This is a genomic window from Cellulosimicrobium protaetiae, from assembly GCF_009708005.2.
GTDB classification, from domain to species: domain Bacteria; phylum Actinomycetota; class Actinomycetes; order Actinomycetales; family Cellulomonadaceae; genus Cellulosimicrobium; species Cellulosimicrobium protaetiae.
On record NZ_CP052758.1, the window covers coordinates 69,285 to 90,235 of the forward strand.

The 20,951-nt window shown below is 69.8% G+C and carries 12 protein-coding genes; 5 read left to right on the forward strand and 7 right to left on the reverse strand.

Features of this window, described 5'->3' with window-relative positions:
- The first annotated feature begins 50 nt into the window (after positions 1-50).
- From FIC82_RS20295 to FIC82_RS20310, 4 genes are all read left to right on the forward strand, one after another.
- Positions 51-3,278 (forward strand): LamG-like jellyroll fold domain-containing protein, encoded by a 3,228-nt coding sequence (locus FIC82_RS20295; RefSeq protein ID WP_168732368.1) that lies wholly within the window; start codon positions 51-53, stop codon positions 3,276-3,278.
- A gap of 30 nt (positions 3,279-3,308) precedes the next feature.
- Positions 3,309-6,629, forward strand: coding sequence for a family 43 glycosylhydrolase (locus FIC82_RS20300; protein ID WP_168732369.1), 3,321 nt, complete (start codon positions 3,309-3,311; stop codon positions 6,627-6,629).
- Positions 6,630-6,657: 28 nt separating this feature from the next.
- On the forward strand, positions 6,658-9,267 hold the full coding sequence (locus tag FIC82_RS20305; RefSeq protein WP_154800673.1) for an immunoglobulin-like domain-containing protein: 2,610 nt from the start codon (positions 6,658-6,660) through the stop codon (positions 9,265-9,267).
- 171 nt (positions 9,268-9,438) lie between these two features.
- A complete protein-coding gene (locus FIC82_RS20310; protein ID WP_154800674.1) occupies positions 9,439-10,299 on the forward strand; it encodes a DeoR/GlpR family DNA-binding transcription regulator in 861 nt (286 codons plus the stop codon).
- A 320-nt stretch (positions 10,300-10,619) separates the two neighbouring features.
- On the opposite strand, the gene FIC82_RS20315 is transcribed toward FIC82_RS20310, so the two are convergent.
- The gene (locus FIC82_RS20315; RefSeq protein ID WP_154800675.1) at positions 10,620-12,095 is read right to left on the reverse strand and encodes an ICP22 family protein; all 1,476 of its coding nucleotides are present in this window, start codon (positions 12,093-12,095) and stop codon (positions 10,620-10,622) included.
- A gap of 239 nt (positions 12,096-12,334) precedes the next feature.
- A complete protein-coding gene (locus FIC82_RS20320) occupies positions 12,335-13,921 on the reverse strand; it encodes a sigma-70 family RNA polymerase sigma factor (RefSeq protein ID WP_154800676.1) in 1,587 nt (528 codons plus the stop codon).
- A 744-nt stretch (positions 13,922-14,665) separates the two neighbouring features.
- Between FIC82_RS20320 and FIC82_RS20325 the strand changes: the two genes are divergently transcribed.
- Positions 14,666-15,004: a helix-turn-helix domain-containing protein gene (locus tag FIC82_RS20325; RefSeq protein WP_154800677.1), complete on the forward strand. Its 339-nt coding sequence runs from the start codon at positions 14,666-14,668 to the stop codon at positions 15,002-15,004.
- 169 nt (positions 15,005-15,173) lie between these two features.
- On the opposite strand, the gene FIC82_RS20330 is transcribed toward FIC82_RS20325, so the two are convergent.
- The 5 genes from FIC82_RS20330 to FIC82_RS20350 form a co-directional block, all read right to left on the reverse strand.
- Complete coding sequence (locus FIC82_RS20330; RefSeq protein WP_253691967.1) at positions 15,174-16,220, reverse strand: DUF2637 domain-containing protein; 1,047 nt, start codon at positions 16,218-16,220, stop codon at positions 15,174-15,176.
- A gap of 419 nt (positions 16,221-16,639) precedes the next feature.
- Entirely contained in the window at positions 16,640-17,395 is a 756-nt protein-coding gene (locus FIC82_RS20335; RefSeq protein ID WP_154800679.1) for an 8-oxoguanine DNA glycosylase OGG fold protein, read from the reverse strand.
- A gap of 229 nt (positions 17,396-17,624) precedes the next feature.
- Positions 17,625-18,464, reverse strand: a complete 840-nt coding sequence (locus tag FIC82_RS20340) for a DUF5677 domain-containing protein (RefSeq protein ID WP_154800680.1) — start codon at positions 18,462-18,464, stop codon at positions 17,625-17,627.
- A gap of 186 nt (positions 18,465-18,650) precedes the next feature.
- The gene (locus FIC82_RS20345; RefSeq protein ID WP_253691968.1) at positions 18,651-20,315 is read right to left on the reverse strand and encodes a peptidoglycan DD-metalloendopeptidase family protein; all 1,665 of its coding nucleotides are present in this window, start codon (positions 20,313-20,315) and stop codon (positions 18,651-18,653) included.
- Positions 20,312-20,950, reverse strand: coding sequence for a hypothetical protein (locus tag FIC82_RS20350; RefSeq protein WP_154800681.1), 639 nt, complete (start codon positions 20,948-20,950; stop codon positions 20,312-20,314). Before FIC82_RS20350 ends, FIC82_RS20345 begins: the two co-directional genes overlap by 4 nt.
- Between the last annotated feature and the right edge of the window lies 1 nt (position 20,951).

Here is a 20,951-nt window from a genome sequence, read left to right on the forward strand (position 1 = left end):
CGCCGCGCGGCTGCACCGTCGGCCGCCCGAACCTAAACAAGGAGATGACGATGAAGCTTCTCAGAACGGCCGTTGCCGGGCTGGCCGGTGCCGCCCTTCTCGGGGCGGGTCTCGCCGGCCCCTCGGCAGCCGACGAGACCTCGGACGAGGGCCTTCTGGCGAACTTCACCTTCGAGGAGGCAACGGGGACCGTCGACGGCGGCGCGGCGACGGCCGCCGTGCACGGCACTGTGAATCTCGTCGACGGTCCCGACGGCAAGGCCGCGCGGCTCGGCCGCGACTTCTGGCTCGACGTCACGAACCGCGACGGCTCACCGGTGCTGGCCGGTCATGACGCCGTCACCATCTCCTACGACAGCAAGCCCGACAGCGCGGGGAACACCGGCTGGACCGTCTTCGCCGCGTCCGGCCCAGGAACCCAGACCTACGGCTCGGAGCACTATCTCGGGTACCTCGACCGGACGACCGGTCTGACGGTGGAACGCTATGCCAACACCGGCGGGCGAGACAGCACCGGGAACCTCACGAGCACGCGGCAGAACGACGGGTGGAAGCACGTCGACCTCGTCCTGGACGGGACGGAAGCGCGACTGTACGTCGACCAGAGGCTCGTCACCATGAACCGCGCGGGCAAACCCCTGACCGAGATCCTCGGCGATGCGGGCGGGATCCTCCAGGTGGGCAGAGCAAACTGGGGAGCCGGTGAGTACTACTCGGGGCTGCTCGACAATCTCCGCGTGTACGACAGGGCGTTGACGTCCGCCGAGCTGGGCGTCCCGCCGGCTCCCGTCGACCTGGCCGCGGCCATCGCGATCCCGTCGTTCGTGACCGACGACCTCCCCGCCGAGGTCCTGGGTCGCGAGGTCACCTGGAGCGCCACCGGGGAATGGGCGGACCTGGTAGCACCCGATGGGACGATCACCCACCCCGAGACCGGCTCTGCCCATGCCACCGTCACCGCGCACGTGGACGGCCTGGACGACCCGATCACCGGCGAGATCGAGATCCTCGCCGTCGGCGGTGCCGTCGCCTCCTACGTCAAGACCGTCACCACCACGAGCGGGGTGAAGGACGACCCCCTCGCCTACAACGATGATCGCCGCGCAGACGCCTGGTACGTCGCCGCACGCGCGCGGGGCGCGGAAGCGTGGGAGCCGTTGAACCGCTCCCAGGCGATCCTGTACGCCGCCTGGGCAGGAGACCAGGGTGCGCAGCCGAACGCGCAGCTCGGCTCGCCGACACCCCTCCGGTTCGCCGACGGCAGCCTCGGCGCCGTCGCAGCGCAGAACAACGCCACCGACTCGATCTACGTGTGGGACAGCCCTGACGGCGCCACGTTCACCAACCAGCGCACGGTCCGCGTCTCGGCGGACGGATCGCCCGTGAGCGACCCCAGGATCGTGCACGACGCAGCTGGCGGCGTCTACAAGGTCTTCTGGAACGACCCGCTGGACGGTGGTGGGCGCGTCGCCACCCTGGCGGACCTCGACGCAGACGCGGTCCCGTCGCAGGCCTCGCAGGCCGATCCGCGGCAGATGGGCGTGACCGGACCCGGGCTGCCGGCGTTCGCGGCGCAGGACGAGGCGAGCACCTTCTCTCTGACGCCGCAGGAGTACGACACGTTCGTGACGAACTACGTCGATCTGCGCAACACCGGTGTGGTCGAGCTCGACGACGTCGCGGTGGACAGCGGCCAGGACGTCACGGCCGCAGACCTTCCGGCCACCGCTCGGATGACCTACACCGACGGCTCGACCAAGGACCTGCCGGTCCGGTGGGACCAGGAGCAGCTCGAGGCCCTGGACTCCTCGACATCCGGGGAGTACGTGATCGAGGGCGCCGTGCAGCAGACCACCGAAGCCATGGTCAACGACGCGCGGGCCGACCCGCACCTGTTCTTCAACGACGACGACGGCTACTGGTACCTCACGGGCTCGCACTACTCGATCCCGTCCGACGCCCCCGACAGCCAGATCCATGACCGGAACGCCTACCGCAAGATCGGCCTCAAGCGGGCCCGGACGATCGAGGGACTGAGCGACGCCACCGAACAGATCGTCATCGACCCGGACGACGGCACCGTCGGGCACGAGGACCAGTACCCGAACACGTTCTACGGCTGGGGCGGCTATATCTGGGCGCAGGAGTTCCACAAGATCAACGGCACCTGGTGGATCGTCGCCGGCATGAACCGGGGCTACGCCCCCACCGGAGGCTGGTGCGACAACACCGTGATGATCCCCTACACGGGCGACGAGGCGTCCTTCGCCAACGGAGGATTCCTGAAAGAGGAGAACTGGGGCCAGCCCGTGGTCCTCGAGGGAGCCGCCTTCGACGTGTCATACCTCGAGCGCGAGGAGGACGGCGTGACGCAGGGCTACTGGGTGATGCCCCGCAACGCCGAGCTCTGGGTGGCGAAGGCGACCATGGGCGAGACCGGCACGGTCCCGCTCGTCGACGGCGCGATGAAGCGCATCTACGCCATCCACCAGCCCTGGGAGTACGGGAAGAGCGCACCCACACCCTCTGACACCAACGAGGGACGCGACCAGGGAATCGTCGAAGCCCCGTTCATGATCGAGCACGGTGACCACGTCTACCTCACCTACTCCGGCGGCACCGTCGACAAGTACTACGACCTGGGCCTCCTGCGCGCGCCGAAGGACGCCGATCTGCAAGACCCGAACAGCTGGACGGCGGTCGACTTCCCCGTGCTCGACGCGAACGACACCGCCGACGGGCAGATCGGCGGCGAGGCGCACGCCGGCACCGGGCACAACTCCTTCGCGATCGACGACACCGGCAACCTCGTCCTGGCCTACCACGCCCGCCCCTATCCCGAGCAGCACGGCGGCAACGGCGCAGGCGGCCTGTTCGACCCTGACCGCAACTCGTGGTTCAAGGCCGTGAACGTCCGCGCCAACGGCATGCTCGACCTCTCCCTGAGCAGCGAGCAGGAGGTCGCCCCCGAGAACCGGACGGTGCGCGTCACCGTCGTCGTTCGCGCTGCGGCACCCGTCGTGACCGTGACGGCCACCACCCGCTGCGTCGCGGGCAAGAACGTGCTCGCCGTCACGACCAGCAACGACGGCGACGGGCCGGTCGGGCTGACGGTGCGGACGCCCTTCGGGTTCCGCGAGGTCACCGTGCCCGGCGGCCGGTCCACGACCACGTCGTTCACCACCCGCCAGGTCAGTGTCGACGCGGGCGAGGTCCTGGTCTCCGCCGACGGCGGCGACTCGACGTCCACCACCTACCCTGCCGCGTCCTGCGGCTGAACGACCACACACTCGATGAGGAGAGAGCACATGACCCAGCGATGGATGAGAGCGCTCGCGGGGGCGATGGTCGTCCCGCTCGCGCTGTCGCTCGCGCCGGCCGCAGCCACGGCCGCAACCAGCGAGGCTCCGACGAACGGGCTTCTCGCCGCGTACGACTTCGCCGACGGCTCCGGGACCGCCTTGACCGACGTCAGCGGCAACGGCGTCGACGGAAGCCTGGTGGCAGGCGGCCGGTGGCGGGCAGGGACGCTCGCCTTCGACGGCGGGAACTACGTCAGGCTGCCCGACGGCGTCCTTCAGGGCAGGACCGCGGCGACGGTCACAGTGATGGCCAAGCCCGACGCCACCGCGCTGGGCCGCAACAACTTCCTCTGGAGCTTCGGCGGCTCGGGAGACGCCGCGACCGGCCAGTTCTTCCTCGGCACGAACTCCCATCGCGCCGCCATCTCCCCGACCAACTGGCGTGGGGAGCAGCAGGTGGCGTGGGGCGCATACCAGGCAGGCGTCTGGCGCCAGACCACCGTGACGATCGAGCCCGACGACAACGGCACCTCGACCCTGACCGCGTACCTCGACGGGGTGCAGGTCGCGCAGAAGACCGGATCGACCGTCAGCCTCGACGACCTCACCACCCACACCAACAACCTCATCGGCCGCTCCTCCTACAACGGCGACGCGGCCTTCACCGGCGAAATCAGCAACGTGCGTGTCTACGACCGTGCGCTGAGCGCCGACGAGGTCGCGCAGGCCGCCGCCGCCGACGCGACCGAGGCCGCCGACGAGGCGGCATTCACCGCCGCCCTCGACGCGCTCACGCTCGGCGACACCGGCAACGTCACGGCCGACCTGGAGCTCCCGAGCGAGATCTCCGGCGCTCAGGTGACGTGGACCTCGAGCAACCCGGCCGTGATCACCGACGACGGCAAGGTCACACCGAGCACCGACGACGCCACCGTGACCCTCACCGCTACGGTCACCCTCGGCGGATACTCCGCACAGAAGCGCTTCACGGTGATGGTTCCCGCACCCATCGAGACCGCGGAACAGGCAGCCGCCCGCCTCGTCCTGCCCTACGTGCTCACCGCAGGCACCACCCTGCCCACCGAGGTCGCCGGGGCGGACGTGACGTGGGCGTCCGACGACGAGAGCCTGGTCACCGCCGCGGGCGAGGTCGTCGGCGCAGCAGAAGGGCTCGCCGACGTCGAGCTCACCGCGACCGTGACGCTCGGCGCAGCCAGCGCCACCAAGGTGTTCCGCCAGAAGGTCTCCGAGGCCGACCCCGCGTTCGTCGCCGGCTACACCCGCAAGGCGCTGGGTGGACATGAGGCGATGCTCGACCTCAGCATGCACCTCGCGCTGAGCACGGACGGCACCCCGTTCCGCGCACTGAACCTCAACCAGGGCGTGCTGTGGCCGGAGGCCGACTTCGAGGCCGAACCACGCAGCGGCGTCACCAAGCAGCTGAGCGACCCCTACGTCTTCCGGATGAAGGACGGCTCGTTCGGCGTCATCGCCACCCAGACGAACCGCGACGGGGCGCACGACGAGACCGCGACGGGCAAGGCTCTGCTGTTCACCTCCGACGACCTCGTCCAGTTCGAGCAGGCTGACGAACTGCTCGACCTGCGCACCGACGAGCAGGTCGTCGAGCCGGCGGTCGACTTCGACGGCTCCGCGGGCGAGTACCGCATCACCTGGCGCACGCCCGACGGTGCGACCTTCGTGAACACGACGGCCGACTTCTCCGAGATCTCCACGCCGCGCGCGAGCTCGGTCACGAGCGCGTCGGATGCTCCCGACGCGAACATCGACGACGCCGTCCTGCGCAGCGAGGCGGTGCTCACGAGGTCCGAGGCCGACGTGCTCTCGCGCCGCTTCACACCTGTGACGAACACGGCGATCGACGCCCCGGCGGACCTCGAGCTCGCCGTCGGTGACGACCTGCCGAGCACCGACGACCTGGCCCGTGCGGCGCAGGCGCAGGCGACCTACTCCGACGGCTCCGGCGGGGACATCGCCGTGGACTGGGACGCGGCCGACCTCGCCGCCGTCGACACCACGACGCCGGGCACCTACGAGGTCTCGGGAACGGTCCGCACCGTCGACCAGCTCCCGCTGCGCAGCGAGGCGAAGGCCGACCCGCAGGTCTTCATGTGGGAGGGCAAGTACTACTTCCTGGCCACCACCGAGGACGACCATCAGCGCAGCCTCTACCTGTACGAGTCCGAGACGCTCGAAGGGCTGGCCACGGCTGAGCGCCACATCATCTACGACGACTGGGACAACCTCGCCTGGGCGCCGGAGGTGCACGAGCTCGACGGTTCGCTCTACCTCAACTGGGCCCGCGGGAGCACGTGGGACCGCGTGACGTCCACGGTCGCCAAGCTCGACGAGGGCGGTGACATCCTCGACCCGGACGACTGGGGCTTCGACGAGGCGCAGCCGGTGGTCCGCGAGGACGGGACTGCGCTGAAGTCCGACGGCATCACGCTCGACATGACGTACTTCGAGGCGAACGGCCAGTGGTACGCGATGTGGTCGCAGCGCACGACGCGTCCGTACATCGACTCCGCCGACCTGTGGATCGCCACGATCGATCCCGCGCAGCCGTGGCGGCTCACCTCCGACGCCGTCACGATCGCGCGCCCGACCTACGCGTGGGAGCGCTCGACCGAGGTGGTCGAGGGTCCGTTCGCGCTGCACCACGACGGCAAGCTCGTCATCACGTTCTCCGGCGCGGGTACCGACCGCACCTACATGGTCGGACAGCTCGAGGTCGACGAGGACGCCGACCTGCTCGACCCGACGTCGTGGACGAAGCTGAACGCCCCGCTGCTGACGTCGGCGAGCGTTCCCGGCCAGTTCGGGCCCGGGCACAACGCCTACTTCACCGACACCGACGGCACGCTGATCACGTCGATCCACGCGCGCGTCAATGGCGGGCCGCGGGTCTCGGGCGTCCGCGCCGTGCGATGGGGCGAGTTCGGCAACCTGCTGCTCGACCTGACCGCCGACCGTCAGGCGCTGCCCGAGAACCGCGACGTCACACTCACGATCACGGTGACCGGACTCGCTGAGCCGATTCTCTCGGCCGCGGCCACCACACGCTGCGTGGCGGGACGGAACGTGCTGGTGGCGACCCTCACGAACCACGGAACGGCGCCGCAGACGGTGACCGTCACGACGCCGCACGGCGTGCGGTCGGCGATCGCCATCGGCGCCGGAAAGTCGGTGTCGACGTCGTTCGCGACCCGTCTGACCGACCTTCCCGCCGGCACCGTGACGGCGCAGGCGCACGGCTCGGGCGACGAGGCGACCGCACACTACCCCGCCGGATCCTGCCGCTGACGCGGCCCTGGACGAAAGGAGCAACGAGATGACCAGAACCACACGAAGCCGACGGCCCCTCGCCGCGCTGGCGCTGCTGCCACTCCTCGCCTGCACGCTCCCGGCGGTCGCGGCACCGGCCTCCGCGATCGACGGCACGACCGACGGGCTGCTCGTCGCCTACGACTTCTCCGAGGTCGGCGGCACGGTCCTCCACGACGTCGCCGACGCCGGCGGAAACCAGCACGGGACGGTCACCGGCGGCGCTGCATGGCGGAACGGGGCGATGACTTTCACCGGGAGCAACTACGTGACGCTCCCCGACGCCCTGCTCGCCGGCCGGACCGACGCGACCGTCGTCGTCGAGGCACTCCCCTCAGCGAGCACCCTGACGTCGAGCGCGTTCCTCTGGAACCTCGGCGGGTCGGGCAACGACCGGACCGGACAGTTCTTCGTCCACACCCAAGGACACCGCGCCTCGATCTCGCCCACCAACTACGCAGCCGAACAGACGGCGCAGGCACCCCAGCCGTTCGCCGCCGACCGGTGGCAGTCGATCACGGCATCGATCTCGGCGAACGACGACGGTGCGACGTCGACGCTGTCCCTGTTCGTCGACGGCGTCCAAGTTGCGCAGAAGACGAACTCCACCGTGGGGCTTGACGACCTGAGGACGCACACCAAGAACCTGATCGGCGCGTCCGCCTACTCGGGGGACGCGAAGTTCACCGGAGCCATCAGCAGCTTCCGGGTCTACGACCGGGCGCTGAGCGCAGCCGAGATCACCGATCTCGCGGCCGCTGACGCGGCGACGTCCGCCCAGGAGACGCTCGCGGGGATCGACCTCGGGGACACCTCCGCCGTGTCGCAGGACCTCGACCTGCCGACCAGCGGTGGGGTGACGTGGACGACGTCGAACGCCGGCGTCGTCGAGGCCGACGGCACGATCCACCGGATCGAGACTTCGTCGCAGGACGCGACGTTGACCGCCACGGTCGACGTGCGCGGCGAGACCGCGCAGCGGATGTTCCCCGTGACGGTCGCAGCGCTGCCGCCGGCCGCCGAACGCGCGGCAGCCGATCTCGACGCGGTCGCACTCATCGGCCTCGACGACGTCCGTGACCACCTCGCGCTCCCCCTGACGGGGGAGGAGTACGGCAGCGCGATCACCTGGTCCGCGGAGCCGGCCGGCGTCGTCTCGACCGAGCGCGAGGGTGAGAGAGCGCCGGGCTTCGTGACCCGACCGGCCTTCGGTGATCCCGACGTGGAGGTGGTGCTGACGGCGCACGCCGAAGGTACCGACGTCGTCCGGACGTTCGACGCCACGGTCAAGGCACTGCCCGCACCCGAGGACCCCTCGGCCTACCTGTTCGCGCACTTCACCGCGGGACGCTCACCGAACGTGAGCAACGAGCAGATCTACTTCGCCACGAGCGAGGACGGCACGAGCTGGACGGACCTGAACGACGAGAAGCCGGTCCTGACGTCGACCGTCGGTGAGACCGGCGCCCGGGACCCGTTCCTGGTGCGGGCCCCGGGAGGGGACAAGTTCTACCTCCTCGCCACAGACCTCTCCACCGCCAAGTACGGCTGGCACTTCACCCCCGACAACCCGGGCAGCAAGAGCCTTGTCGTATGGGAGTCGACCGACCTGGTGAACTGGTCGGCACCGCGCCTGGCCGACGTCGCCTCACGGATCCCGAATGCCGGTGCCGCCTGGGCGCCCGAGGCCACCTATGACCCGGCGACCGGTGAGTACATGGTCTATTGGGCGACCATCTCGGGAGCACCTGCCGACCACCCCCTCGGGAATACGCTGGGCGACCCGATGAACATGTACTACGCGACGACCCGCGACTTCGTGACCTTCTCCGACCCGGTGAAGTGGATCGACCGCCAGACCTCGATCATCGACACCACGATGCTCGAGGTGGACGGGGTCTTCTACCGCGCCTCCGGCGACGGTCAGATCACGATCGAGCGCAGCACCGATCCCTACGCCGTGACGATCAGCCCTGGCGCCATGGAGGAGAACCCCGGCGGATGGGAGCGCGTGAGCACGCTGCGCGACATCTTCGGCAATGACGGGTACTCGGGAAACCGACTGGAAGGACCGGAGCTGTTCGCCTACAACCCCGAGGACTGGCAGACCGACGGGTCGGGCGCGAAGGTCCCCACCTGGGGCCTCATCGCCGACCGGTACAACAGCGGCCAGGGGTACATGCCGTTCCGTTCGACCGACCTCGCGGGCGACTCCCCGCTCTCGGCAGGCGGAGCGTGGTCGGTCGGCGACGACATCGACTTCGGCGCCGTCCTCAAGAGGCACGGAACCATCCTGCCGATCACCCAGAACGAGCACGACCGGCTGCAGCGCGCCTACGGGGACGCCCCTGCGCTCACCGTCACGGCGACGACACGGTGCGTCGCGGGCAAGAACGTCGTGGCCGCCACGATCACCAACGAGGGAGAGGCCGCAGCGACGGTCTCGGTGTCGTCCAGCTACGGCGAGCGGACCGGTGTGGTCATCGGCGCAGGAGCGAGCAAGACCCAGACGTTCTCGACCCGACTCGCCGAGGTGTCGGCCGGGTCGGTGTCGGTGTCGGTGGACGACGGTGGAGCGGTGGTTGAGGCGACCTACCAGGCGTCTCACTGCGGCTGAGTCTGAGCGAGTACCGCTTCCGGGTGCCCCGTCGGTCTCGACGGGGCACCTTCCACTACACGAGCGGCTTGGCTGCCACGTGAATCCGGGCGACACCCGATTGAGGAGATCCTGTTGCAAGTCAAGTCTCTGGGTAGACGCACAGGAGCCTCCCGGAGAGGATCCCCGCGCGTGCGCGCCTCCCAGCGTCAGAACCACATCCTCACCAGACTGCGTGCCGATGGCGCAGTGCGCATCACCGAGCTCGCGGCCGACCTCGCTGTTTCGGATGTGACGATCCGACGAGACCTGGGCGAGCTCGAAGCCCAAGACGTCCTTCGAAGGGTTTACGGCGGGGCTGTCCTCAGCGCACAGCGCGGCACGCTCTCTCGAGAGCGCCCGACCGGGCCGGACCACGTACCTCGCACCTTGCGATCGATCGTCGCGGTGGCTGAGCAGTTCATCACGCCTGGGACCTCGATCGCACTCGGAGACGGGAAGATCTCAACTCTTCTCGCCCAGCGCATCGCCGCGAACCCGGGCCTGCGTCCACTCATCGCGGTCACCAACTCGCCCTCATTGGCACGCGTACTCGCCCAGGGTCCTCAACCTCGAGTCCAGATCGTCCGCACCGGCGGATCTTGTGTACCCGCCGCCCTTGCCCCACGGGTGGCACACGCGGGTACCACGGCGACTCTCACCGCACTGGCGTTCATCGAGGTCGCCGCTGTCTCGTCCGCTCGAGGACTCGAAGCAGCGTCGCCCGAGGCGGCCGAAGCGAACCGAGCCCTCCTCGATGCAGCCGCCCGCACCATCGTCCTGCTCAGCTGCACGAGCGGCGAGCACGGACCGGGTCTCACGACATTCGCTTCCGTGAAGAGCGTCGATGCGATCGTCACCGACGCACATCCTCCGGAGCTTGATGAAGACCGTCAGGTAGCAGAGTTGATCATGACCGACGTTTCCTGCAGACGAAAGAGGCGAGGCGCGGCAGCAGACCCGGCGATCCGCATCGCCGATGAGTTCGGTCCGGTTCGCCGCTTCGCCCGTTGACAACGCTTGCGCCACACGGCGTAGCGACGTCGCCATTGCGACGTCGAGCGTCTCGTGGACTGTGTGATACCCGACTCGACACAGTGCGGCCCCCGCTGATTCGTGAGCCGGATCGATGAGCACGTGCTGGCAGACGAAGCGAGGTCCTGCCTACCGTCTGCGGAGACCAGCGTCGGGTCGAGCGGGAACGGCGGAGATCGGGCTGCAACGGGCACCAGACCTCCGCCGCTTCGCGCGACGTGGAAGAACCGTTCACCTCAAACGACGTAGAGCCTGCGCTCGTAGAACACGTCGCCGTGCGAGCCGGCGGGCGCTCGTGGTCAGCAGGTCAGGTCAGTGGCGTCGACGAAGGTCAAGCCTCGTGTGGTCGTGTTCTCTGCGCAGGGCATCTCCCGAAGCACGGTGTTGCGCAGGGTGAGGTTTTCCAGGGTGATGTTCGTGGAGTTGGGACGGTCCCAGCGCGCCGCGAGCCGGAGCTCGCCTGGGCCAGACACCGTTCCGCCCTTGATGGTGACGTTGTGGCAGTTCTCGAGCAGGATCGCGTGGTTCCCGGTGTCGGCGATGTCGACCTCGTCGATCACGAGGCCGCCGCTGTCCGAGACGCAGAAGACGCCACGGCCGCCTCCACGTGCGACGACCTTCTCGACGTGGATGTTGCTGGGGTAGCCCTCACCGATGCGCCCGTTGCCGTTCGCCGTGCGGAACGCCGCGTAGCCGGTGCCGGTGCCGGCGTCGATCGCGTCGACCAGCCCGATCTCAGCGTTCGTGGTCGCGTTCAGCAACAGGCCGGAGCCGCCGACGCTTCGCGCGACGACCGACCCGACGACGAGCCCATCGACGCCGAAGGTCTCCACACCATGGCTGCCGGCGGTGACCCGCACGTCGTCGATGCGCACGTTGCGCGTGGGGACGCTGCGGTTGCCGTAGTTGTCGATCCGGATTCCCAGGCCTCCTGCGGGCATGTCGAGGTCGATCTGCCCCAAGGTCACGTTCTCTACGCTGCGCAGGAAGATCCCGTACATCGGGGTTCCGGTGACCTTGAGGTGCTGGATCTCGATGTCGGTGACGCCGCGCGCGAAGATCGGCGCGGTATCGCGCGCCCCGGGACCGACTGCGTCGATCGTGCCGCACACGTCCAGGATCGTGAAGCTGGGCATCCTCAGCTTGGTCGAGGCCGGCATCGTGCCCGAACCTCGCACGACGACACGCTGCTTGCTGGTGCGCTGAGGGTCGAGGCTGCCGATGGCGCTCGCCATGGCGGTGAGCATGTCCGGTCCGGTGTACAGCACCTGCTCACCGCGGCGCGCGGTCCAGGTCTCTCCGTCCTTGACGGCCTCCGCATCGAAGGTTCCGGCACCACACACCGGGACAGGCGAATCGGCTGCTGTGGTCGGTTCACCGGGTCGAATCGCGGCTCCTCCCCCTGGGCTGGCGGGACCGTCGGTTGCCACGTCCGCGGCACCGGCGTCCGGCACGGCGGCGTTCTGCGGGGTGACCGGGGTCTCCCCCACGCCACCCCCCTGCACAGACGGCGCGTCTTCGTTCGCCGGATCAGCTCCGCGCCTGTCACCGTTCTCGGTGCTGCTCTCGAGCTCCGCCCGCGCGGAAGCTTCCCCCTCAGCCGCCTCGACTGGTGGCGACCCGGAGCCCTGGGCGACGACGCCTATCAGGTCCTCCTGGCTGTTTCCGCTGCCCTGCACGGCCACTGCTCCACCGATGAGGGCCAAGGAAGCGACGCTCGCGATAGAGATCGAGAGCGCCGTTCGTCGGTTCCAGTCTCTCTTGACGTGTCGCACAGGCCATTCCTCGTTTCAGGTCATCGGACGGAGATTGGCCGCGAAGACGCAGCCCAGGAGCCGACGGCGCTGCCCACGGGAGGGGGAAGTCCCCCGGAGCAGCAGCCGTGCGACCCAGTTAGGGGACTGCGCGCGCGAAGGGCAATGTCAGTCTTCCGTCAGGCAATGCTGTGATCCACATCACACTGCTTCGCCTGTCCGGCCCGAGTTGTGACGCCGCCTGAGTGACGCTCCCCGGGTCAGTGCTCCAGCGGGGCCACAAGCTCGAAGGCCGCGCTCTCTTGAAACGTCTCCCCCGGCTCGTCGGGATCGAGGAAAAGTTGCCCGTCGCGATACCTGACGACGTGGTCGGGGTAGTTCACCGACCGCAAAGTCACCGCGCCAGTTCGACCGGCAGGTCTGAGGCAGAACGTGGCGTCCGCACTGAAGAGGCTGCTTCCGTCATCCGGGCCGAGCCGCACCCGAAACCTCTCGTGGCGGAGGTACTCGTCCCCTCGCGTGCGCAACGAGTAGCAGGAAGAGTCGGCCAGACCGGGGACGAGTTCGAACGTCGCCACCTCACGAACGACGCGCGGGCTGTCCGACCGGACCTCGACGAGGATCCCGATCTTGCCGGGGTATGCGGCAACGAACATCTCGGGCTGCGCGGCGTACCGCAGGGAGCGCGCCCCGAGCGCCGGGTCCGGCGATGGTTGCTCCGTCGCCTCAGGAGTCGACGACGGCTCCGCGGGCTCGGGCGCCGGGGCGACCGAGCGTTCGGGTGGCGGGGGCGCGGACGAAGCCGAGGCAGAGGCGGTCGCCGTGGTCGCCACAGGTTCCAAGCCGGGCTCCGGCTCCAGGCTCAGCAGAGCTACCAAAGCGACCACCAGCACACCGCCCGCGACGGCGCCCGGCACATACCAGCTCCCCGAGCGTGCCGCGGTGCTCACCTGACCTGACGAAAGTGCCGGACCGCCGACATCGACACCATTCCCTCGAGATGCATCACCAGCTGAAGCTGAGCGCACAGCCGTCGAGTCAATGACCTGCGCGGCCAACGCCGCAGGAACCGGAACCATGCCGAGATTCCCAAGGAGACCTTCAAGGCGGACCATGCCGGACACGGCCGGCTCGCACTGATCGCAGTCGCGCACGTGCCGGTGCAACCTGTGGCGCCATCGAGAAGCGGGCCGACCGTCCCAGTGCCGAACCAAGGAGTCCAGGTCCGCACACCGTGGAGACGCGGCCAACGCCCGGACCACTTCACGCGCCGCATTGAGTCGTTCCTTGACCCGCTTGACCCGGACCGCCGCGCTGGCGGGCGAGAAACCACCAGCATCGACCCACTCGGACCGGCGCACCTGCCCTGCGGCTTCCGACCACCACAGGGCGAGAACCTCGCGATCCTCCGCATCAAGCCATCCGCTGGCCTCCACCGCCTCCCGACGCTGGGCACCGAGCTCAAGATCGAGCACAGCAAGCCCTTGCACATCGGGCCCCGGTGCGGCCTCTTGAACCATCACGTCGTCGGATGTCGGCTCGGGCCGGCTGCTCTGGAGCGCCCCCCATGTCCGTACCTGGCGGACAGTGATCGCTACCAGCCAGGAGCGGAAGCGCGCAGGCTCGCGCAGCTCGCGCAAGTGGCTGACCGCCCGGAGCATGGACTCCTGGACCACGTCATCGACATCGGGATGTCCGCCCATCGCTCGGCCGGCGATGTTGTAAACCAGAGGCAGGTAGCCGGAGACGAGCTCGTGCAGCGCAGCGCCGTCACCCCCCCTCGCGGCGACGACCACATCCTCGCCCGGCATCACCTCGCTGTGGGCAGGACCCAGCCTCTTCGACACGTCCCCACCCTAGGGACTTCCGCACCGTCCCGTGCGTGGATCCCGCGTCGGGCTCGCTCTGCAGCGTCAATCCACCCAGCCTCCACAATTCGCGCAGCGCCTGCTTGCTCTCCACTGAGTCAGCCGAGGTGCTCCCACAGCCACTCGAGTAGAAAGGCACGGAACTGTGCTGCGGCGGCAGACGGAGAGAGCCCAGCACGTGCCAGAAGCAGGTGGTGGGAGGCGCCCACGACACTGAAGCGGTGTGCTTGTAGTAGGGGTCGTTCACGGCTAACTCCGGATTGACTGGATGGAGGATCGGTCACATCAGGCTGCATCTCGAACGTGGTGTGCGAGTGGTGTGAGGTCGTTGACAGTCCACTGCCGCCCAACAGCCGCGGCGCTTCGCCCAAGCAAGCTCCGAGCACCCGTCCTCATGCGGGTTAACTAGAGGGAGGATCGGGCAAAGTAGCCCACGGACCACTGACGGGCGGTTGACGGAGCGTTGGCCGCTTGACGCGCCTCCTAGACTCGACTGCGTCACTGCAGGTTCGCCTGCGGTTCTGCGGAGGCGAAGTCGAATCTTCGTCGGCTCGCCCGCTACTCCCGATCCGGCAAGACGGCCGGAAGCCTCGCGAGACCATCCCCTCCGCCCCCTCAGCGGCACCCTCTCTCAGGGCGTTCTCGGCCGGCCGCACCCCGAGCAGTACCGTGCTGTGAATCACGGATGATTCGAATCGCGTTCCACCCGAAGGTGAATCAGATATGAGCACTGTTGCCCCGTGGTTCCGCGCGCGCACGCCTTCCGCACTGGGTGCTGCGATCCGGCGCCTGCGCGAGGTCGCCAGCCTCTCCCAGGACGATCTTGCGCTTCGTGCCTCGACGTCACGGCCAACGGTGTCTCGCCTCGAGCGGGGGTCAGCCGTGAGCAGCTCGACCCTCCTCGACGTCGCGACAGCCTGCGGCTACGAGATCGTCGTCGTCCCGCGAGGTGCTCGGATCGTCGTCGAAGCGCGTCCTAGCGGCAGCGCGGTTCGCGAGGGTTGGACCGCGACAGCAGTCCCAGAAGACCCGAACGCCGTGCGGTACGCCCCTCGGCACTAGACCGGACTGCGGCCCAGCCCGGGCTGCGCATGACCTGCAGCCCGGGCCGCGCAAGGCCGGACCGGTACAGCACAGGTCCCCTTGCCCGATCGGTCTGGGCAAGGGGACCTGTTGGTCTGCGATCCGTGCGTTGGTCTCTTGCCCGCGCGGTCTGGGCAAGAGCGAGGGCTCAGCTGGCCTGGCCGGCGAGCTCGGGGACGCGGTCCGCCGCACGGGCGAGCAAGGCCAGACGGGTCGCTCGGGTGGCTCCGCACCGCAGCGCCGTCTCGATGGTCCGCCGGCTGACCGGACCGGTGTCGGACTCGGCGTCCAGGCGCCGGATGACCTCGATCGCGTCGTCGTCGCTGAGCTCGTTCGCGGGACGGTGCGCACCGGTCCGCGCCGTGGCCTGGACGGCGCGCGACGGACGACCTGCGGCAGCGGTCCGCGCCGCGACCGGGCCGGGCTGGCGCACCTGCGCCTGGTCCGGGGTGTTGGACGACGGGGCGACCACCGCGGCGACGGCGGGCTGGACCGCGGGCTGCGAGGCGGCGCTCGCGGGCACGGCCTCCGCGACCGGGCTGGGCTGGGCGGCCTGCGGCTCCTGGCCCGGGGTGTCGGAGGACGGGGCGACCACCGCGGCGACGACGGGCGCCGGCGCGGGCTGGACCGGGACGGGCTCGTGCGCCGGCTGTGCGGTGGGCTGGGCGAGGGCGCGGTGCTGCGGCGCGGGGGCCGCGACGACGGTCTGCTTCTCGTGGGTACGCGCCGGGGCCGGGGCCAGGCCCTCGGCTTCCGCGTCGCGCTCTTCGCGGGCCCGGCGGCTCACGGCGGCGATGACCTCGATACCGAGGGCGAGGGCGATCGGGGGCCATGCCGCGATGAGGCGTGCGGTCAGGGTGGGCTCGGCGGAAGCGATGTTTGCTCCGAGGCTCGCGATCAGGCCCAGGATGAGCATGATCCATGCGAGCACGGGGGGCTTGCGCTTCGCCTTTGACTCCGCGAGGACGACGGCGGCCGCGGCGGCGATCGCGCCGTCGACGCTGAGCGGCAGGAGCAGCGCGGCGAGCTCAGTCTCGCCCGCTTCCTGGGCGAGGTGCTGGACGTGGGTGAAGCTGATGACCGCGGCGGTGATGGCGACGATGCCGACACCGAGGTTGGCGGTCAGTCGCCCGGGCTCGCTCTTCTTCTTCCTCTTCGGCCCGGGATCGCTCGTGCTCTTCGACCTCTTCGACACTGGGTGTCCTCTCTGGCTCGCGTGGATCGCAGTCACCCATGGAAGGTGCAGATCGGCCGTGTCTGTGACGCCCCTCTTGCCCGATCTGTCGTCAGCGGCCGTTGCGAGGGGCCCGCGCACCCCGGCCGGTGGTAGCCCGCGACTCTCGGAGCGCCGTTCACGACAACGACCGATTCGCCCGCGCATACACCGAGCAGGTCGCGCGCGAGGCCAGGGGCCGCTGTCCATCCGGGCGGCCGCAGAGACGTGCACAGCGCGACCTCGCACGCGACGCCCGCCTCGACGCACTGCGCGGACTGGACCGCCGGACCACCGCCTCCACCGGGTGCGCAGTTCGCGAAGACGTCGGCCACGTAGACCGCGTTTGCGCGCTCGAGCGAGGAATCGACTCGGCGCCTGCCAGGAGCGCCGGTGCGGGTCTAGTTGTCGAACGGCCGGCCCGCGAAGAGGGCTCGTTCGAACTCGTCAGCTGCGATCGGCTGCCCCGCTGTCGCGGAGGCCGCGGCGGCCCAGCCGGCGAGCAGGCTGCAGTAGGCGACGTAGGTCTGGGTGTACCAGTTGTATGTCCCGGCCGGGATCGTCGACCAGCCCGCTGCGTGCAGCGATGTCGCGACCCGGGCGTCGAGGATCAGGCAGGCGTGCTCGGGGCTTCCGCCGCCCACGAAGTAGAGGAACTTGGTGAAGAACGCCGGGCCCAGCCCAGGAATCGTGCCGCCTCCGCGGCGGATCAGCGTCCCGTACGCCGTCGCGGTGTCACCTTCGCGGGCCGCCACCGTGGCTGCGCGGAGAAGTCCTACTCGCTCTTCGCGGGCCGTCGGGTCGGCGAAGGCGGCGATCCGCTGGAGGTTGTTGCGTCGCGACGTCCCCGATCCCCAGGCCAGGACGTGCCAGAGCAGGGTGAGGTACTCGTCGTCGGGCGAGCTCTCCTCGATGTTCGACGCCAATACGAAGAGATCGCCACGGGTGAGGCCCGGTGCACCGCCCTCCCGGGAGATCGGCCGTACCTGGTGGTCCGTCATGCCCGCCGCCGCGAGGTGCTCGTTCCACCACGTTGGGAGCAGCTGGTCGGAGGTGAATCCGTGGCGGACGATCAGGGCCTCTCGGCGACCGAGCCAGCTGCCGGTCCAGGTCGGCGGCTCCAGATCAGGTGGGGGCTCGAGGTTGCGCTGGGCCATGCCGCAACAGTGCCAGTCGCTCGGGCTGCCGAGCAGGAGCGACACGAGCCGCGCGACTCCCCTCGGGGCACGGCGGTCTTGCTGCTGATGATGAGGTGATCTAGGGCGCCTGGGTTGCATCCCCGCGCGAGGTCGTCGACGTGCGGCGCAGATTGCACAGACACGCCGGCGTACCTTGCGCACGACCGGGCGTGTCGCGGTGGTTGCGCAATGTAGGTGGCGGCGGCGCCTACGGTGCCGTCTTCATCGCGGTCGTCCCCGACCCCGGACGTGGGGCGCGAGCGCGCTGACGTTGCGCGCGCTCGTACGCCGCCTGGCGCTTCAGGCCCGTCGCCGTCTTGCTCCACCGTGGCTGTGTGCCGAGCTCGCGCGCGATCTCCTTGAGCCGGGTCCGACGTCGCCGGGTCGGGTCGTACCGATCCGCGGCCAGGGAGGCGAGCACGAGCATCGTCAGGCTGGTGCCCAGCCAGGCCTCGTGTGCGCCGGGTCGCGGATCCGGGGACAGCGCGACCCCGGATTCGGTCCCGGTCCGTTCGGCGATGTAGCGGTCCGCCACGGCGGTCGAGGCGTGGCTCTCGCTCGCGGCGATCCTCCAGAACGAGTACAGGCGCAACCCTCCTTCGAGATCTTCGCAGCGCTCGCGGAACTTGCGTCCCGAGGACTTCATCTCGTCCTCGAGCTCGGCCAGGTACTGCTGGGTCGTAGCTCGGGCGTCCTCGTCGACGTCGCCACCGCTGTTCATGAACTCGGTGAAGGTCTGCTGCCGGTTCTGGGCGTGCTCGCTCATCAGGGCGCGCGCGGCTCGCACCCCGTAGGACTCGATCCACAGCACTGTGACCGCGCACTCGATCAGCTGCCGCACGAGCGGTACGGCCGCCTGGTGCAGGCCCGCGTCGTCCAGGGCCCGGATCGCCCGGGCGAAGTGGTGGCAGTGGCTGACGAGCCCGAAGACGATGATGCCGAGCATGTGGTGCTCGCGCGTGCGCAGCGAGATCGTGCCCGCGTCCATCTCCCACGACGCGAGGATCTCGTCCATCCGTGACCGCACTGCCTCGGGCTCGATCGCCATCCCGGGAACCTACCGCGGACGCACGAGAAGCGGTCGCGCGGCACGTCCGCGCCTCCCGCGTCGACGTCGACGACGATCTTGCTGGAGATGATCGAGCGCCCCGAGCCGCGCAGGGGGTCCGCGGCTGGGGCGCTCGATGTGGTGGTGAGCGTACCCGCACCCACCGATAACCGGGTGCGGTGTGGGTCAGGCGGTGGTGTAGCGGCGGATCGACCAGGCCATGGGCTCGTAGTACGTCGAGCCCTGGAGCTGGACGACCTCGACGTTCTTGCCGGGCCGCGGTGCGTGGATCATCTTCCCGTCGCCGAGGTAGATGCCCACGTGCCCGTAGGAGCCGGGTGCGCCCGATCCGTCCTGGCTGAACGAGATGACGTCCCCGGGCTGCAGCTGGGCCCAGTCTCGCGGCACGGGGGTGCCACGGGAGTCCTTGCCCTGCGCCTCGGCCGAGTGCGGCAGCGTGACCCCGGTCGCGTGGTGCACGGCGTAGATCACCAGGCCCGAGCAGTCGAACCCGACCGTGCTCGTGCCGTCCAGGCTCGCGCTGGAGTAGATCCCGGTCGTCGGGCCGGTGGTGTCCCCGCCACCCCAGCTGTACGGGGTGCCCAGGTAGTGCTGCGCCGCGGCGACGATGCCCGCCCCGGTGCCGTCGCCCGGTCCCGAGCCCTCGCCCTGGCCGCCGTCCTGGCAGCCCTGCACCGCCCCGCCGGCGGGCAGGTTCGCCAGCAGCTGCGGGTCGTCGGTGAGGGTGGCGACCATCTGCACCGCGTCGGGCCACCGGGACTCGTAGTGGTACGGATCGGCGTTGCGCTGCGCCTTGTGCGCCGCGATCGTCGGCTCGAGGTCGTGGTACCCGGGCACGCGCAGCAGGTAGTCGTAGAAGATGTTCGCCGCGCCGCTGGGGTCCATGCGCTGCTCGTATGGGCCTCGCTCAGGCCCGTTCTGGAAGAGCCCGATCGTGTCCGCGCGCACCGCGTCCCCGTGGGCCACGTTCGTCAGGCTCGACTCGGCCATGGCCGTCATGACCGCGACGGTGATCGTCCACACGTCCAGCGACCGCGCCTGCCCCGCCTTGATCACGTACGCCGCGTTGGTGACCTGCTCGCCCTTCCACGCCCCCACCTGCGCGGGCAGCGAGGAAACCACGGGCCGGGCGGTGCCGAGGTTGTCGTCAGGCGTCAGCGGTGCCGGGCCGATCTGCCCGCCCACGACCTGCCCGACCTCGCCGGCGCCGGCGACCTCGACGACAGCTGGCGCGAGCCCGCTCCCGCCCGGCGCCGGAACGATCAGGCCCTGTGCGGTCAGCCACGGCCGCGGGTCCACGGGCTTGCCGTTGACCTCGACCTCGAAGTGCAGGTGCTCCCCCGAGACGTTCCCGGTGCTGCCTTCGACCCCAAGCTGACGCCCTGCCCAGACCTGGTCACCGGTCACGACGCTGCGTGAGGCCAGGTGCAGGTACTTCGTCACCAAGCCGCCGCCGTGATCGACGACGACCATGTTCCCCCCGCCCGTGCTCGTCGGGGTCGACGAGACCACGCCGGCGCTCGCGGCCACGATCGGGCCGCCGACCGCGACGGGGGCGAGGTCAATGCCGGCGTGCAGGCGGTACTGGCCGTGGTTGATCTGGCCGGGGTTGTGCCGCATGCCGAACTCGGAGGTGACCTTGAAGGCACCGGTCACGGGCATGCGCACCGGGCCGCCCGCGGGCATGACGGTCCCGACGGGCGAGTAGCACGCGCTCTGGCTCGACCCGCCGGCAGACAGGGTGATGACCGACATGAGCGCGAACAGCGCGTACACGCCGGGCAGGAGCAGCGCGGCCGCGACGACGGCGGCGATCGCGACCCTCTTCACAGCGCACCCACCGGGGCCGGCTCCGGGGTTGCCCGGGCGACGCGGACCCCTTCGGGCCCGGTCATCATCTCGACGAGGTAGACGCCGGCGTCGGTCTGGACGCGCGCGATCGTGAGCAGGTGCGCGGGTGCGTCCGTGGGCACGATGCCCAGGCTCGCGAGCACCTGGGTGTAGGGCACGGCCTGCGGGTCGACGCCGGCGTAGTCCTGCTGCCCCTGCTCGGTCAGCAGCGGTTCTACCCGAGCCCACCACTGCTCGGGCGTGACGTCACCGTTGGGGCGGGCGAACGCCTCGAGGAACGCCGCGGCCGCGCGCTCGTACGTCGCGAGCTCGGCCGCTTGCCGCTCGTCGCGCGCGACGACGCTCTCGCCCGGGGCCACGGGTTCGCCCTCGCTCTCCCCCAGCTCGAGGTCCTCCTGGGCGTCCTCGAGCTCGGTGTCGGCGCTCGCGGGCGTAGTGGGTTCGGGTGCTGTGGTGGGTGGGGCCGGGTCGGCGCTGGGTGTGGGCGTAGTGGTCGGTGTCGGCGCCGTGGTGGGCTCGGTGGTGGGTGCGGGGTCGGCGGGTTGGGGTCGCAGGAGCCACCAGCCCAGGAGCAGCAGGGCGGCGATGAGGGCGGGGACGAGCAGGCGGCGCATC